The sequence below is a fragment of the Paracoccus jeotgali genome, from assembly GCF_002865605.1.
GTDB lineage: Bacteria > Pseudomonadota > Alphaproteobacteria > Rhodobacterales > Rhodobacteraceae > Paracoccus > Paracoccus jeotgali.
The window spans coordinates 2,276,227-2,288,839 of sequence record NZ_CP025583.1; the positions used below are offsets into that span (position 1 = coordinate 2,276,227).

At 69.2% G+C, this 12,613-nt stretch carries 15 protein-coding genes; 7 read left to right on the forward strand and 8 right to left on the reverse strand.

Annotated features, from left to right (window positions below; all coding sequences use genetic code 11):
• Positions 1-98: 98 nt before the first annotated feature.
• Together CYR75_RS11095 and CYR75_RS11100 are read left to right on the forward strand one after the other, a co-directional pair.
• Positions 99-881, forward strand: coding sequence for an AzlC family ABC transporter permease (locus CYR75_RS11095; protein ID WP_225972697.1), 783 nt, complete (start codon positions 99-101; stop codon positions 879-881).
• On the forward strand, positions 878-1,204 hold the full coding sequence (locus CYR75_RS11100; protein WP_101500098.1) for an AzlD domain-containing protein: 327 nt from the start codon (positions 878-880) through the stop codon (positions 1,202-1,204). The genes CYR75_RS11095 and CYR75_RS11100 overlap by 4 nt, the downstream gene beginning before the upstream one ends.
• Here CYR75_RS11100 and CYR75_RS11105 read toward each other — a convergent pair.
• Genes CYR75_RS11105 through CYR75_RS11120 form a run of 4 tightly spaced genes read right to left on the reverse strand, consistent with a single transcriptional unit; the run spans position 1,192 to position 4,762 of the window.
• Positions 1,192-1,827 carry a hypothetical protein gene (locus tag CYR75_RS11105; RefSeq protein WP_101500099.1) on the reverse strand — a complete coding sequence of 212 codons (636 nt, stop codon included), beginning with the start codon at positions 1,825-1,827 and terminating at the stop codon, positions 1,192-1,194. The two genes, CYR75_RS11100 and CYR75_RS11105, sit on opposite strands and share 13 nt — an antisense overlap.
• Before the next feature lies 1 nt (position 1,828).
• Complete coding sequence (locus tag CYR75_RS11110; protein WP_225972698.1) at positions 1,829-2,014, reverse strand: aa3-type cytochrome c oxidase subunit IV; 186 nt, start codon at positions 2,012-2,014, stop codon at positions 1,829-1,831.
• 21 nt (positions 2,015-2,035) lie between these two features.
• On the reverse strand, positions 2,036-3,073 hold the full coding sequence (locus CYR75_RS11115; RefSeq protein WP_101500100.1) for an MBL fold metallo-hydrolase: 1,038 nt from the start codon (positions 3,071-3,073) through the stop codon (positions 2,036-2,038).
• On the reverse strand, positions 3,074-4,762 hold the full coding sequence (locus tag CYR75_RS11120) for an acyl-CoA dehydrogenase (protein ID WP_101500101.1): 1,689 nt from the start codon (positions 4,760-4,762) through the stop codon (positions 3,074-3,076). It lies immediately after the preceding gene.
• A 184-nt stretch (positions 4,763-4,946) separates the two neighbouring features.
• Between CYR75_RS11120 and CYR75_RS11125 the strand changes: the two genes are divergently transcribed.
• Positions 4,947-5,909 (forward strand): L-threonylcarbamoyladenylate synthase, encoded by a 963-nt coding sequence (locus tag CYR75_RS11125; RefSeq protein ID WP_101500102.1) that lies wholly within the window; start codon positions 4,947-4,949, stop codon positions 5,907-5,909.
• A 48-nt stretch (positions 5,910-5,957) separates the two neighbouring features.
• Here CYR75_RS11125 and CYR75_RS11130 read toward each other — a convergent pair whose 3' ends face one another.
• Positions 5,958-6,521 (reverse strand): YqgE/AlgH family protein, encoded by a 564-nt coding sequence (locus CYR75_RS11130; protein ID WP_101500103.1) that lies wholly within the window; start codon positions 6,519-6,521, stop codon positions 5,958-5,960.
• Positions 6,522-6,635: 114 nt separating this feature from the next.
• Here CYR75_RS11130 and CYR75_RS11135 point away from each other — a divergent pair, with 114 nt between their 5' ends.
• The gene (locus CYR75_RS11135; protein WP_101500104.1) at positions 6,636-7,463 is read left to right on the forward strand and encodes a protein-disulfide reductase DsbD domain-containing protein; all 828 of its coding nucleotides are present in this window, start codon (positions 6,636-6,638) and stop codon (positions 7,461-7,463) included.
• 7 nt (positions 7,464-7,470) lie between these two features.
• Here CYR75_RS11135 and argF read toward each other — a convergent pair whose 3' ends face one another.
• The 3 genes from argF to CYR75_RS11150 form a co-directional block, all read right to left on the reverse strand.
• Entirely contained in the window at positions 7,471-8,397 is a 927-nt protein-coding gene (argF, locus tag CYR75_RS11140) for an ornithine carbamoyltransferase (protein WP_101500105.1), read from the reverse strand.
• A 184-nt stretch (positions 8,398-8,581) separates the two neighbouring features.
• Entirely contained in the window at positions 8,582-9,772 is a 1,191-nt protein-coding gene (locus CYR75_RS11145; RefSeq protein WP_101500106.1) for an aspartate aminotransferase family protein, read from the reverse strand.
• Positions 9,773-9,966: 194 nt separating this feature from the next.
• Positions 9,967-10,752, reverse strand: coding sequence for an ABC transporter permease (locus tag CYR75_RS11150; protein WP_101501008.1), 786 nt, complete (start codon positions 10,750-10,752; stop codon positions 9,967-9,969).
• A 189-nt stretch (positions 10,753-10,941) separates the two neighbouring features.
• Here CYR75_RS11150 and CYR75_RS11155 point away from each other — a divergent pair, with 189 nt between their 5' ends.
• From CYR75_RS11155 to CYR75_RS11165, 3 genes are all read left to right on the forward strand, one after another.
• Positions 10,942-11,619, forward strand: a complete 678-nt coding sequence (locus CYR75_RS11155; RefSeq protein WP_101501009.1) for a GcrA family cell cycle regulator — start codon at positions 10,942-10,944, stop codon at positions 11,617-11,619.
• Entirely contained in the window at positions 11,619-12,164 is a 546-nt protein-coding gene (locus tag CYR75_RS11160; RefSeq protein ID WP_101500107.1) for a DUF2478 domain-containing protein, read from the forward strand. The genes CYR75_RS11155 and CYR75_RS11160 overlap by 1 nt, the downstream gene beginning before the upstream one ends.
• A gap of 135 nt (positions 12,165-12,299) precedes the next feature.
• Positions 12,300-12,578 (forward strand): sulfurtransferase TusA family protein, encoded by a 279-nt coding sequence (locus CYR75_RS11165; RefSeq protein ID WP_101500108.1) that lies wholly within the window; start codon positions 12,300-12,302, stop codon positions 12,576-12,578.
• Positions 12,579-12,613: the final 35 nt, after the last annotated feature.

Below are 12,613 nucleotides of genomic sequence, written 5' to 3' on the forward strand. Positions count from 1 at the left end.
TCGCCGATTCGTCGCTGCCTGCGCCCACCCTCTCTGCCTTTGCTTGCGCCCGCCAACGCCTCGGCTTAGTTGGAGAATTGCCTTGCTCGCGGACTGCCATGACCCACACCTCCGACCCGAAAACCCGCCGCAGCGCCGCGCTGGCCGCCAGCCGCGCCCGCGCCCTGGCCCGCAGCCCGATGCAAAGCGTGTGGCACGGCATGGTCCAGTCCCTGCCCTTCCTGCTGGTGATGGTCCCCTTCGGACTGCTGTTCGGCGTGGTCGCGGATGCGGCGGGGTATGATCTGGCGCAGATCACCGGCTTCACCGTCCTCGTCCTTGCCGGGGCGTCGCAGTTCACCGCGATCCAGCTTCTCAGCGACAACGCGCCGATCTGGCTGGTGCTGCTGTCCTCGCTGGCGGTCAATCTGCGGATGGCGATGTATTCGGCCTCGCTGGTGCCGTGGCTGGGCGGGGCGTCGCAGCCGGCGCGCATGGCGGTAGCCTATGCGCTGGTCGATCAGACCTTTGCGCTGTCGGTCGATTATTTCCAGAACACGCCGCAACTGCGGATGGCGCAGCGGCTGGGATATTTCACCGGCACCGCCATCCTGATCTGCGGGTCGTGGATGCTGTTTTCGCTGCTGGGCGCCACGCTGGGACGCGCCATTCCCGACACGATCCCGCTGGATTTCGCCGTGCCGATCACCTTTCTGGCCATGATCGCGCCGGCGCTGCGCAGCCTGCCCCATGCAGCGGCGGCCGGGGTGGCCGTGGTGATGTCGTTGCTGCTGGTCGGGCTGCCCGCGGGCGTCGGGCCGATGATCGCGGCGCTGCTGGCGATGCTGACCGGCGCGGCGGTCGAACTGCGGTTGAACCGCCAGCGAGGGGCTGCGGCATGACCCAGAGCAGCGTCACAATCTGGACCACGATCCTGCTGCTGGGGCTGGGCACCTTCCTGATCCGCTACAGCTTTCTGGGCGCCATCGGCAACCGCCGGATGCCAGCGTGGTTTCTGCGGATGCTGCGCTATACGGCGGTGGCGGTGCTGCCGGCGCTGGCCGCGCCGCTGGCCATGTGGCCCGACGCGACCGGCGGGCAGTTCGACCCGGCGCGGATGGCGGCGGGGATCGCGACCGTGGGCGCGGGGGCCGCGACCCGCAATACGCTGGCCGCCATCCTTGCGGGGGCGGCCACGCTGATCATCGGGCTTTACCTGTCATAGGTCCGCAGCGACCCGTCCTTCATCCGCAGCAGATCGCCATGCACCAGCCGGGGATCGCCGTCATAGAAGGTCGAGGTCTGCACCCCCGGCAGGGTCAGGAACCATTCCCGCGTCCGCAGCGGGCTGAACCCGCCCGGCGCCTGCTGGAACCCCGGCACCCGGCGCAGCACGCTGGTCGTGGCATTGGCGCAGAACGCCTTGTTCGCCGGGCCCTGCATCTCGGCCGAGCGGATCGCGGCATCGGCGACCTCCAGCGGCACCTGCACGGTGTCGAGCGTGACATAGTAACGCTCTTTCCCGACATCGCGGGCGTGATAGTCGATATAGACGTTCCGCATCTGCGGCGTGATGCCATAGAGCACGTCGTGACGTTCAGGCGCGCGGGGGTGCGAGAAGCTGCCGGCCGGGTCCCAGATCACCTGCTGGCTGCCGTTCAGCAGCAGCGCGGTATGCCCGCCTTCGCCCCGCGGGATGCCGATGACGGTCAGCAGCGAGATCGACGGCGGCTCGTCCGAGCGATAACGCGCGGCGCGCACGGCATCGTCGCTGGCCCAGATATTGTCGGCACCGCAGGCCGCCAGAAGCAGCGGCAGTGCCAGCGCGATCAGAATGCGGCGCAGCATGTCAGGCGTTGGTCAGTGCCATGAACACCAGCACCAGCAGCGAGATGATGCAGGCCCACATCGCCAGCCGGACAAAGCCGGCAAAGGTTTTCTGGTGTTCGCGGATTTCCATCTCGCCGTGAACGTGGTCGGTCTGGTTGTGTTCGGCCATGCGCTGCCCCTGATCGCGGTTGGTTTTGCCGTTCAATACCCGATCATTCGCGCGCTGTCACGCCACCGCGCGCCAAAGCGTCGCACCCGTGTCATCGCTGCCAGCCCGCTCGATCCGGTCGCGGGCCGCGAGCCAGTTCAGATGCGCCACCGCCTCGACCAGCGCCAGCGTCATCTCTCCGGGACCGATGGGGCGCTTGAACAGCGCCGGAAAGCAGCCGACGGCGGTGTTGGGCGCCTGCGCCAGCAGCGCCTGCACGCGGTCGAGCGCGCCGATGTGGTTCTCGCTCATCTGCGTCAGGCGCAGCGGCAGGCCGGTGAAGGGCAGCTTGTGGCCCGGCAGCACCAGATGGTCGGGCCGGGCCAACGTGGCAAAGCGGTCGCAGCTGTCCAGCCACTCGGCAACCGGATCGGCGCCGGGCTCGGTGGCATAGACGCCGAGATTGGGCGAGATGCCGGGCAACAGCTGGTCGCCGCCGATCACCAGATCATCGTCCTGCGACCAGAAGGTGGCGTGTTCGGGGGCATGGCCGTCGCCGGTTGCGATCCGCCAGTCGCGCCCGGCCAGACGGATGGTCTGCCCCTCGACCAGTCGGGTATAGCCCTGCGGGATCGGATGCACGCAATCGGCAAAGTTGAAGGGCCGCTCGGTCGCGCGCTGCGCCAGCAGGTCGGGCGGCATCCCGGCGGCGCGCCAGAACGCCACCGCCTGCGGGGTCGGCGCGGGTTGTTCGTCCAGCACCAGCATCCGCGCGGTCAGCCAAGCCGTGCGCGTGGTCCATAACTCGGCCCCATGTTCCATGAACCAGCCGGCCAGCCCGATATGGTCGGGGTGGTGATGGGTGGCGATGACGCGGCGCACCGGCCGGCCATGCAGCGGGCCGTCCAGCAGCATCTGCCAGATCGCCCGGCTCTTGCCGGTGTCAAAGCCGGTGTCGATGATCGTCCAGCCGTCCGGGTCATCCAGCGCATAGACGTTGACGTGGTCCAGCCGCATCGGCAGCGGCAGGCGCATCCACAGCACGCCCGGCGCCACCTCGGTCGCCTGACCCGGCGCCGGCGGCTCGGGCCAAGGGTAACGGATCTGCTCGGTCATTCAGGCGAGACCGAGCGCCGAATCGCTGATCGCCTGCAGATCGTCGAAGCCGGCCTCGACCTCGATCAGCTCGGCGCGGTAGCGGGGCAGGACGCGGTCGACATAGATCCAGGCCAGCCGCTTGTCGTCCTCGTTCCCGGCGGCGGCGGCGCGCAGGTGGTGATAAGCCCCCAGCACGCGGGCGAAGGCCGACAGATAGGGCACTGCGCCGGCGTTGCGGTCGTTCATGCCCCGCTCGACCAGCCGATTCGTCGCCTCGGACAGCGTCTGCGCGGCCTTCCACACCGCCTCGACGCGGGTGCCGTCCATCTGGCTGTGGGCGCGGGCGTCGTCCATGATCTCGTCCAGCAGGGCTTGGGCGGCGGTGCCGCCATCCATCATCTTGCGTCCGACTAGATCCATCGCCTGAATCCCGTTGGTGCCTTCATAGATGGGCGTGATGCGGACGTCGCGCAGATATTGGGCGATGCCGGTTTCCTCGATATAGCCCATGCCGCCATGGACCTGCACCGCGGTATCGGCGACCCGGCAGCCGACGTCGGTGCCATAGGCCTTGGCGATCGGGGTCAGCAGCGCCGCGCGTGCCGCCCAGTCTCGATCGCCGGTGGCCCGCGCCATGTCGAGCGCCGTGGCGCAGGACAGGCAGATCGCGCGGGCGGCAAAGATCTCGGCCCGCGAGGTCGCCAGCATCCGGCGCACATCGGCGTGGCGGATGATCGGGCCGAACTGCTCGCGCTCGGCGGCATAGGCGGCGGCCTGCTGCAGCGCGGCTTCGCCCACGCCCACGCCCTGCACACCGACGGCGAGGCGGGCGTTGTTCATCATCGTGAACATCGCCGCCATGCCGCCATTCTCGTTCCCGATCAGCCAGCCCTTGGCGTTTTCATAGGCCATGACGCAGGTCGGGCTGCCATGGATGCCCAACTTGTGTTCCAGCGAGACGACCTTGACGCCGTTCGGCTCGGTCGGGTTGCCATCGGCGTCGGGCAGGTATTTCGGCACCATGAACAGGCTGATGCCCTTGGTCCCCTGCACCCCGTCGGGCAGGCGGGCCAGCACCGCGTGGCAGGTGTTTTCGGTCACGTCGCTGTCGCCCCAGGTGATGAAGATCTTCTGCCCGGTGATCGAGAAGCTGCCATCGCCATTCGGCTCTGCCCTGGTCTTCAGCGCGCCGACATCGGACCCCGCGCCCGGCTCGGTCAGGTTCATGGTCCCGTTCCACGCCCCGCCGATCAGCTTGGGCAGGTATTGCGCCTTCATCTCGTCGCTGGCGTGGTGTTCCAGCGCCTCGATCTGGCCCTGGGTCAGCAGCGGGTTCAGTTGCAGCGCCAGACAGGCCCCGGCCATCATCTCGCCCACGGCCATGTTCAGCGCCTGCGGCAGCCCGGCGCCGCCATGTTCGGGATCGGCCGACAGCCCGATCCAGCCGCCCTCGGCAATCGCCTGAAAGCCCCGGTCGAAGCCGGGCGAGGACCGAACGACGCCGTTTTCCAGACGCGCGGGATGTTCGTCGCCGGCGCGGTTCAGGGGCGCCAGCACCTCGGACGACATGCGCCCGGCCTCGGTCAGGATCGCCTCGACCATGTCGGGCGAGGCTTCGGCAAAGCGGTCGGTCGCGGCGACTTCGGCAAAGGGCACGACATGGTCCAGAATGAAACGGATCTGCTTGACGGGGGCTCGGTAGGTCATGGTTCTTCCCTGGCTGTCTTGCCCGATCGGCGCGAGGCATCTATGAAATGGTTGCGTTCCCGCCAGATTAGCCGCACCCGGTGCTGTGGCAATGCGTCGCGACAAAAACCCTGCGTAACGCCACGTCACCGCTGGCGCGCGCCCTGCCCCGTCCCGGTGCCGCCGGGCCTATCCAGCGTTGGTGATGACCCAGAGCCCCATCGAAACCCGCCTGCTGTCCCCTGATTCCGAACATATCGCCTATGCCGCGATGATGCTGGCCAAGGGGCGGCTGGTCGGGATGCCGACCGAAACCGTTTACGGCCTTGCCGCCGATGCCCGCAATCCGCAGGCCGTGGCCGGAATCTACGCCGCCAAGGGGCGGCCGTCCTTCAACCCCCTGATCGTGCACGCCCCGGATCTGGAGGCGGCGCAGAGGATCGGCCGGTTCTCGCCCGATGCCGAGCGCTTGGCGCAGGCCTTCTGGCCCGGCGCGCTGACGCTGGTGGTGCCGCTGCAGGACGGCGCGGGGATCGCCCGGCTGGTGACGGCGGGGCTGGATACCATCGCCATCCGCGTGCCCGCCCATCCGGTCGCGCAGGATCTGCTGCACGCCTTCGGCGGCATGGTGGCCGCGCCCTCGGCCAATCCGTCGGGGCGGATCAGCCCGACGCGGCCCGCGCATGTCATGGCCGGCTTGGGTGGGCGGCTGTCGGTGGTGCTGGATGCGGGGGCCTGCCCGGTCGGGGTCGAATCGACCATCATCGGCTGGCAGCAGGGCCGCCCGGTGCTGCTGCGCCCCGGTGGCATCCCGGCCGAGGCGCTGGCCGAGGCGCTTGGCCAGCCCATCGCCACCGCCCCGCCCGTCACCGACACCGCCCAGCCCCTGGCGCCGGGGATGCTGGCCAGCCACTACGCCCCCCGCGCGCCGCTGCGGCTGAACGCGATCGAGGCGCAGGGTGATGAAATCCTGATCGGCTTCGGGCAGGTGCGGGGCGAGTTCTCGCTGTCAGAGCGCGGCGATCTGGTGCAGGCGGCGGCCAACCTGTTCGACGCGCTGCACCGCGCCGACGCGACCGGGCGGCCCATCGCCATCGCCCCGATTCCCGATCACGGCTTGGGTCAGGCGATCAACAACCGGCTGGAACGCGCCGCCGCCCCAAGGTGAAAGCGCGGCGGAGCGTTGTTTAGGTTCGCTTGTCCGGCCCCGCGCCGCTCAGGCCCGGCCCGCCGCGCCGGACAGCAGCAGCGGATCGACGCCCAGCGATTGCAGCGCCCGCGTCCACAGCGTGCCGGGATCGCCAAAGGCGTAATCCGCCTGCATCCCCGCCGTCAGCCAGCCATTGGCGCGGATCTCGTGGTCGAGCTGCCCCGGCCCCCAGCCCGCATAGCCAAGCGCCAGCATGGCCTGCCCCGGCCCCTTGCCCTGCGCCAACTCCTCGAGGATGTTGCGCGTCGTGGTCAGCGCCAGCCCCGCGCCGACCGGCATGGTGCCGTCATCGGGCGGGCGGTCGGCGCTGTGCAGCACGAACCCACGCCCCGGCTCGACCGGGCCGCCGCTGCGGATGGGAATGTCGCGGGCCTCGGATTCGGTCTCGATATCCAGCAGTTCCAGAAGCGAGGCAAAGCTGGTGTCGGTGACCGGGCGGTTCAGCACCAGACCCATCGCGCCCTCGTCGGAATAGGCGCAGACCAGCACCACCGCGCGGCGAAAGCGCGGGTCGCCCATATCGGGCATGGCGATCAGGATCTTGCCGGTCAGGTCGCTGTCTTGGGTCATCGGGGCCTCCTGTCCTTAAACTTGGCGCTTTGGCGCGCTTCGGCAAGGGTGTCGGCGCGGGCTCTGGCAAAAAGGTGATTTCCAGCCGCAGGGCGCGGGGGCTAGGCTGACTGCATGAAACACCTGACCCTTCTTGCCTGTCTGGCCCTGCCCCTCGCCGGTCTGGGGCTGTCGGCCGCCGCCCTGCCCACGATATCGCCCGCCACCGGCGCCGCGCAATCCCGGGCGCCAAAGGCGCTGCCGCAGGGGCTGCGGTCGGCCCGGCTGCTGCCGGGCTGGACGGACGCGCAGGGGCAGCGGATTTCGGCGCTGGAACTGGTGCTTGCGCCCGGCTGGAAGACCTATTGGCGCAGCCCCGGCGATGCCGGTCTGCCCCCGCAATTCGACTGGCGGGGCGAGAATATCGGCGCGGTCACGCTGCATTGGCCCGCGCCTGAAATCGTCATCTCGGACGGCGTCCGCACGCTGGGCTATCACGACCGGCTGGTGCTGCCGTTTTCGGTGATGCCCGCGCAACAGGGGCAACCGGTTGAACTGGCAGCGCATCTGGAACTGGGCCTGTGTGAAAGTGTGTGCGTGCCGGCCAGCCTCGATCTGGCCGCGCCGGCCGCAGGTGACACGCCCGACCCCGCCATTCTTGCGGCGATGAAACTGGTCCCGCAACAGGGCGCGCATCTGCCCGCCTGCGAGATTGCCGAGATCGAGGACGGCATGACCGTCACCCTGTCGCTGCCCGAAGCCGGCGCCGATCTGGCCATCGAACACGCGGCGGACGAGTCGATCTGGGTCTCGGCCCCGCAGCTTTCCGCCGACGGGACCGAGGCGAGCGCCGATTTCGTCGCACCCAGCGGCAAGCCCTTTCCGCTCGACCCCGATGCCGTGGTCATGACCCTGATCGGCGCGCAGGGCGCGGTCGAATATCAGGGCTGCGCGGCGGGCTAGGCCGGGGCTACAGCCCCAGACACCAGCGCATCACCGCCTTTTGCGCGTGCAGGCGGTTCTCGGCCTCGTCGAAGACGACGGAGTGTGGACCGTCCATGACCGCGCTCGTCACCTCGTCATTGCGGTGGGCGGGCAGGCAATGCATGAACAGCGCGTCGGGCCGCGCCTTGGCCATCAGCGCCTCGTTCACCTGATAGGGGCGCAGCAGGTTGTGACGACGCTCCTTGGCCGATTCGGGATCGTGCATGCTGACCCAGGTGTCGGTGACGACCAGATCGGCGCCCTCGACCGCCTTGGCGGGGTCACGCTCGATCACCGCCTGAACACCCTTGCTGCGCGCGAACTCGATCCAGTCCGGTTCGGGGTCCAGCCGCGCCGGGCCGGTGAAGGTGAAGTCGAACCCGAACTGCCCGGCGGCATGCAGGAAGGAGGCGCAGACATTGTTGCCGTCGCCCGACCAGACCACCTTCTTGCCGGTGATCGGGCCGCGATGTTCCTCATAGGTCAGGATGTCGGCCATGATCTGACAGGGATGGGTGCGGTTGGTCAGCCCGTTGATGACCGGCACGCTGGCATATTCGGCCATCTCGTGCAGCGTCGCCTCCTCGAAGGTGCGGATCATGATCAGGTCGACATAGCGCGACAGCACGCGGGCGGTGTCGGCGATGGTCTCGCCATGGCCAAGCTGCATCTCCTTGCCGGACAGCACCATCGTCTCGCCGCCCATCTGGCGCACGCCGACGTCGAAGCTGACGCGGGTCCGGGTCGAGGGCTTTTCAAAGATCAGCGCCACCATCCGCCCGGCCAGCGGCTGGCTGTCGTCGGGCGTGCCGCGCGGGCGGCTGTTGCGCGCGGCCTTCATGTCGCGGGCGGAATCGATGATGTGGCGCAGATCGTCGGGCGCGGTGCAGTGGATATCGAGGAAATCGTTCATAAGAATCCGTCTTTCGGCTGATCGGGACAGAGGGCCTGCTTGGCGCAGGCGCGTCAAGCGGAATGGCAGGCGACCGCGCAGGCGCGCCGTCGCCGCCCGCTATCGTCGGCGCCCGATCCGCAACGCGGTGCCGCGGGACGCAACCTGCGACGCCCCCACCCTGTGCTGCGCGTTTCTGCCGCGATCACTCATCTGCCGTTCCGTCCAGCATCGCCGCGACCCGGTCCAGCCGCGTCACTGCCTCGGCGATCTCGTCGTCCGAGATGTTCAGCGGCGGCAGCAGGCGCAGCGTGTTGTCGGCAGCGGCCACGGTCAGGATCTGCTCTTGATAGCCCACGGCCACCAGATCGGCGGGGGCGACGCGGCATTTCAACCCCAGCATCAGCCCGACGCCCCGCACCGCCTCGAAAATATCGGGATGCGAGGCGACCAGCCCTTCGAGCTTTTGGCGCATCAGGGCGCCCTTGCGGCCGACCTCGGCCAGAAACTCGGGATCGGCCACGATCTCGACCACCCGCGCGCCCACCGCGCAGGCCAAGGGGTTGCCGCCATAGGTCGAGCCATGCGTGCCCGCGACCATCCCCGCCGCGGCCTTGGCCGTAGCCAGCACCGCGCCCAGCGGAAAGCCGCCGCCGATGCCCTTGGCGATCATCATGATGTCGGGCACGATCCCGGCCCACTCATGCGCGAACAGCCGCCCGGTCCGGCCCATGCCGCATTGCACCTCGTCCAGGATCAGCAGCGCGCCGGTCTGGTCGCACAGCGCGCGGATCTCGCGCAGCGTCTCGTCGGACAGCGGGCGGATGCCGCCCTCGCCCTGGATCGGCTCGATCATCACCGCGCAGCTTTTGTCGCTGACCGCCTCGCGCAGCGCGTCCAGATCGCCAAAGGGCACCTGCCGGAAGCCGGGCATCAGCGGACCGAAGCCCTTGACCATCTTTTCCGCCCCCGAGGCCGCGATGGCGCCGGTGGAGCGGCCGTGGAAGGCGCCCTCGAAGGTCACGATCTCGACCCGCTCGGGCTGGCCGTTGCTGTCGTGGTATTTGCGCGCCATCTTGATCGCCAGCTCGGCCGCCTCGGTGCCCGAATTGGTAAAGAACACCGTCTCGGCAAAGCTGTGCTCGACCAGCAGCGCGGCCAGCTTTTCCTGTTCGGGGATCTGATACAGGTTCGAGACATGCCAGATCCGCTGCGCCTGCGCGGTCAGCGCCGCGACCAGTTCCGGATTGGCGTGACCCAGCGCGTTGACCGCGATGCCCGCCCCCAGATCCAGAAAGCGCGTCCCGTCCGCCGTGATCGCCCAGACGCCCTCGCCTCGCTCGAAGGCCAGAGAGGCGCGGTTATAGGTCGGCAGGACATGCGGAAAAGCGGACATGATAAGCCTCAAGCTGAAATGGTCATGATGGTGCAGGGAATGGCCCGTTGACCGCCGGACATGCGGGATCGCGCCTTAGCGGCGTCGGGAACGGTCGGTCTGGGCAAGCCGTGCGATCATGGCGGGATTGTTGCGGCAAAACCCGGCGGGCGGCAAGGGCGATTCCGCGCCGCGCGACGTTTTGCGCGCCGCCCTCATGGCTTCAGCCGATAGCCGCTGCGCAGCAGCGCCCAAGCCAGCGCGCAGACCGCCGCCGCGCAGCCCGCCGACACCGCCAGCCCCAGCACCGGATCGGCGTCGCTGACCCCGGTAAAGCCGAAACGCGCCCCGTCGATCAGGTAGAAGATCGGGTTGATGTGGCTGATCGCATAGAAGACCGGCGGCAGCGCCTGAATGGAATAGAACGTCCCCGACAGAAAGCTGAGCGGCGTCACGATGAAGTTCGTGATCACGGCCATCTGGTCGAATTTCTGCGCGATGATGCCGCCGACCAGTCCCAGCCCGCCCATCAGCACCGCCGCCAGCAGCACGAACAGCACCGCCCATAGCGGGTTCTGCGGCAGCTGCCCCAGCAGCAGCGCCATGCCAGCCCCGATCGAGACCGCGACCAGCCCGGCCCGCGCCACCGCGCCGATCAGATAGCCGGTCAGGATCTCGCCCGGCGACAGGGGCGGCATCAGCGTGTCGATGATATTGCCCTGCATCTTGCTGCTGATCATGCTGGACGAGGTGTTGGCAAACGCGTTCTGGATCACCGACATCATCAGGATGCCCGGCCCCAGAAAGGCCAGATAGGGCAGGCCCATCACCTCGCGGTCGCCGCGGCCAAGCGCCACGGTAAACACGGTGACGAACAGCCCCGCCGTCATCAGCGGCGCGAATACGGTCTGCTGCCAGACCGACATGAATCGCGCGATTTCGCGCAGCGCCAGCGTATACAGCCCCAGCCAGTTGACGCGGCCGAAACGGCGCGCGCCCATGGGGCGGCGGGTGGTCGGATGGGTCTTGGTCAGGTCGGTCTGGTGCTCTGTCACGGCGGGCTTCTTGAATTGGCGGGCTTGACGGGATATTTCTGGTCATTCCCCGGAAGGTCCGGGCACGTCTGACCCGGTGTGACCGGGCACGTCTGAAAAAGCAAGATGGGGCGGGTGACCGCCGGAAAGGTCGAAATGTCCTGGACTGAGGAACGCGTCGAGACGCTCAAGCGGATGTGGGCGGACGGGCAGTCCGCCAGCCAGATCGCCAAGGAACTGGGCGATGTCACCCGCAACGCGGTGATCGGCAAGGTCCACCGGCTGGGCTTGTCGAACCGCGACGAACCCGAGGCCGCGCAGCCCGCAGCCGCCGCCGCAGCCCCCGCGCCCGAGGCCGAAGCGCCGCGCGCCAAGGCCAAGCCCGCCGCGCGCAGCCGCGCCGGCGGCAAGCCCGCCGCCGCAGCCCCGGCAGCCGCCGCACCCGCCGCCGAACCGGCCGAGGCCGCCGCGCCCGCCGCAGCCGAGGCAGAGCCCGAACCCGCGACCGAATCGGCCGCGCCCCCGCCGGTGGCGGCACCCGCCAATTTCGGCCGCCGCCCGATCGTGCCGGCCGGCCAGCCGCTGCCGCCCCAGCCTTCGGCCAACGAGATCAGCCCCGAGGCGCTCGCCACCGTCCGCGAGGTCGAGAAGAAGGCCCGCAAGCTGACCCTGATGGAGCTGACCGAACGGACCTGCAAATGGCCCATCGGCGACCCCGCGACGGAAAAGTTCTGGTTCTGCGGCCTGCCCTCGCAGCCCGGCAAACCCTATTGCGAGGCGCATGTCGGCGTCGCCTTCCAGCCGATGAGCTCGCGCCGGGATCGGCGCCGCTGATGCTGGGCTGGCTGGATCACGCCGACACCGGCGGCGGCGACGGCGCTCATGCGCGGCTGAGCGAGATCGCCGCCACCCTGGCGGCCGAAGGGCTGGCGGTGCGCGGCACCGTCCAGACCAATCTGCGCCGGGGCGGCGACGACTGCCATTGCGACATGGTGCTGCGCGTGCTGGCCGATGACGGGCCGCAGGTGGTGATCTCGCAGGATCTGGGCGCGGGCTCGCAAGGCTGCCGGCTGGACGCCGACGCGCTGGAAGGCGCGGCGCAGCGGGTGCTGGCAACCCTGCCCGAGGGGGTTGCCGAGGGCGGCGCCATCGTGGTGCTGAACAAGTTCGGCAAGCAAGAGATGATCGGCCGTGGCATGGTCGCGGTCATCACAGCCGCGCTCGACCGGGGATTCCCGGTGCTGATCTCGGTCGCGCCCGCGCACCGGCCCGCCTTCGCCGAGTTCGCCGGCGAACTGGCGGTGCATCTGTCGCCCGAGGCGGCGCTTGAGTGGTGCCGCGACGCCCTCGCCGCCGCCCGCCTGACCCCCGCCGCATGAGGCGCAGGGCATGAGGGTCCGCCGGAGGGCCGCGCTGCGCGTGATCCAGCCGCATGGGGCGCGGCGGATGGGCGGCCGCCTCACCGCGCTCCGCATGTGCCAGCCGCATCAGCAACGCGGCACGAGCGACCCGACATGACCGAACCCTCCTCGCCTGGTGACGCGGCCGCAGAGGCGCTGCAGGTCGATGCGCGGGGCCTGCTATGCCCCCTGCCCGTCCTGCGCCTGCGCAAGCGTCTGCAGACGCTGCCTTCGGGTGCCCGCGTGGCGCTGATCGCGACGGACGAGATGGCGGCCATCGACGTCCCGCATTTCTGCGCCCAGTCAGGGCATAAACTGATCGAGACCCGCGCGATGGAGGACGGCGCGACGCTGTATCTGGTGCAGCGCGGTCCCGAACCGCCGATAGGCTAGCGCAGGGCCTCGCCAGCGGTGCCGTCTGCCGATCT

What these genes read in the sequence shown, in the direction of transcription:
- CYR75_RS11135 (WP_101500104.1), top strand. Translation starts at nt 6,636, where the DNA reads ATGAAACACCTGACCCTTCTTGCCTGTCTGGCCCTGCCCCTCGCCGGT.
- CYR75_RS11095 (WP_225972697.1), top strand. Translation starts at nt 99, where the DNA reads ATGACCCACACCTCCGACCCGAAAACCCGCCGCAGCGCCGCGCTGGCC.
- CYR75_RS11155 (WP_101501009.1), top strand. Translation starts at nt 10,942, where the DNA reads ATGTCCTGGACTGAGGAACGCGTCGAGACGCTCAAGCGGATGTGGGCG.
- CYR75_RS11145 (WP_101500106.1), bottom strand. Translation starts at nt 9,772, where the DNA reads ATGTCCGCTTTTCCGCATGTCCTGCCGACCTATAACCGCGCCTCTCTG.
- CYR75_RS11115 (WP_101500100.1), bottom strand. Translation starts at nt 3,073, where the DNA reads ATGACCGAGCAGATCCGTTACCCTTGGCCCGAGCCGCCGGCGCCGGGT.
- CYR75_RS11160 (WP_101500107.1), top strand. Translation starts at nt 11,619, where the DNA reads ATGCTGGGCTGGCTGGATCACGCCGACACCGGCGGCGGCGACGGCGCT.
- CYR75_RS11105 (WP_101500099.1), bottom strand. Translation starts at nt 1,827, where the DNA reads ATGCTGCGCCGCATTCTGATCGCGCTGGCACTGCCGCTGCTTCTGGCG.
- CYR75_RS11125 (WP_101500102.1), top strand. Translation starts at nt 4,947, where the DNA reads ATGACCCAGAGCCCCATCGAAACCCGCCTGCTGTCCCCTGATTCCGAA.
- CYR75_RS11165 (WP_101500108.1), top strand. Translation starts at nt 12,300, where the DNA reads ATGACCGAACCCTCCTCGCCTGGTGACGCGGCCGCAGAGGCGCTGCAG.
- CYR75_RS11130 (WP_101500103.1), bottom strand. Translation starts at nt 6,521, where the DNA reads ATGACCCAAGACAGCGACCTGACCGGCAAGATCCTGATCGCCATGCCC.
- CYR75_RS11100 (WP_101500098.1), top strand. Translation starts at nt 878, where the DNA reads ATGACCCAGAGCAGCGTCACAATCTGGACCACGATCCTGCTGCTGGGG.
- CYR75_RS11150 (WP_101501008.1), bottom strand. Translation starts at nt 10,752, where the DNA reads ATGGGCGCGCGCCGTTTCGGCCGCGTCAACTGGCTGGGGCTGTATACG.
- argF (WP_101500105.1), bottom strand. Translation starts at nt 8,397, where the DNA reads ATGAACGATTTCCTCGATATCCACTGCACCGCGCCCGACGATCTGCGC.
- CYR75_RS11120 (WP_101500101.1), bottom strand. Translation starts at nt 4,762, where the DNA reads ATGACCTACCGAGCCCCCGTCAAGCAGATCCGTTTCATTCTGGACCAT.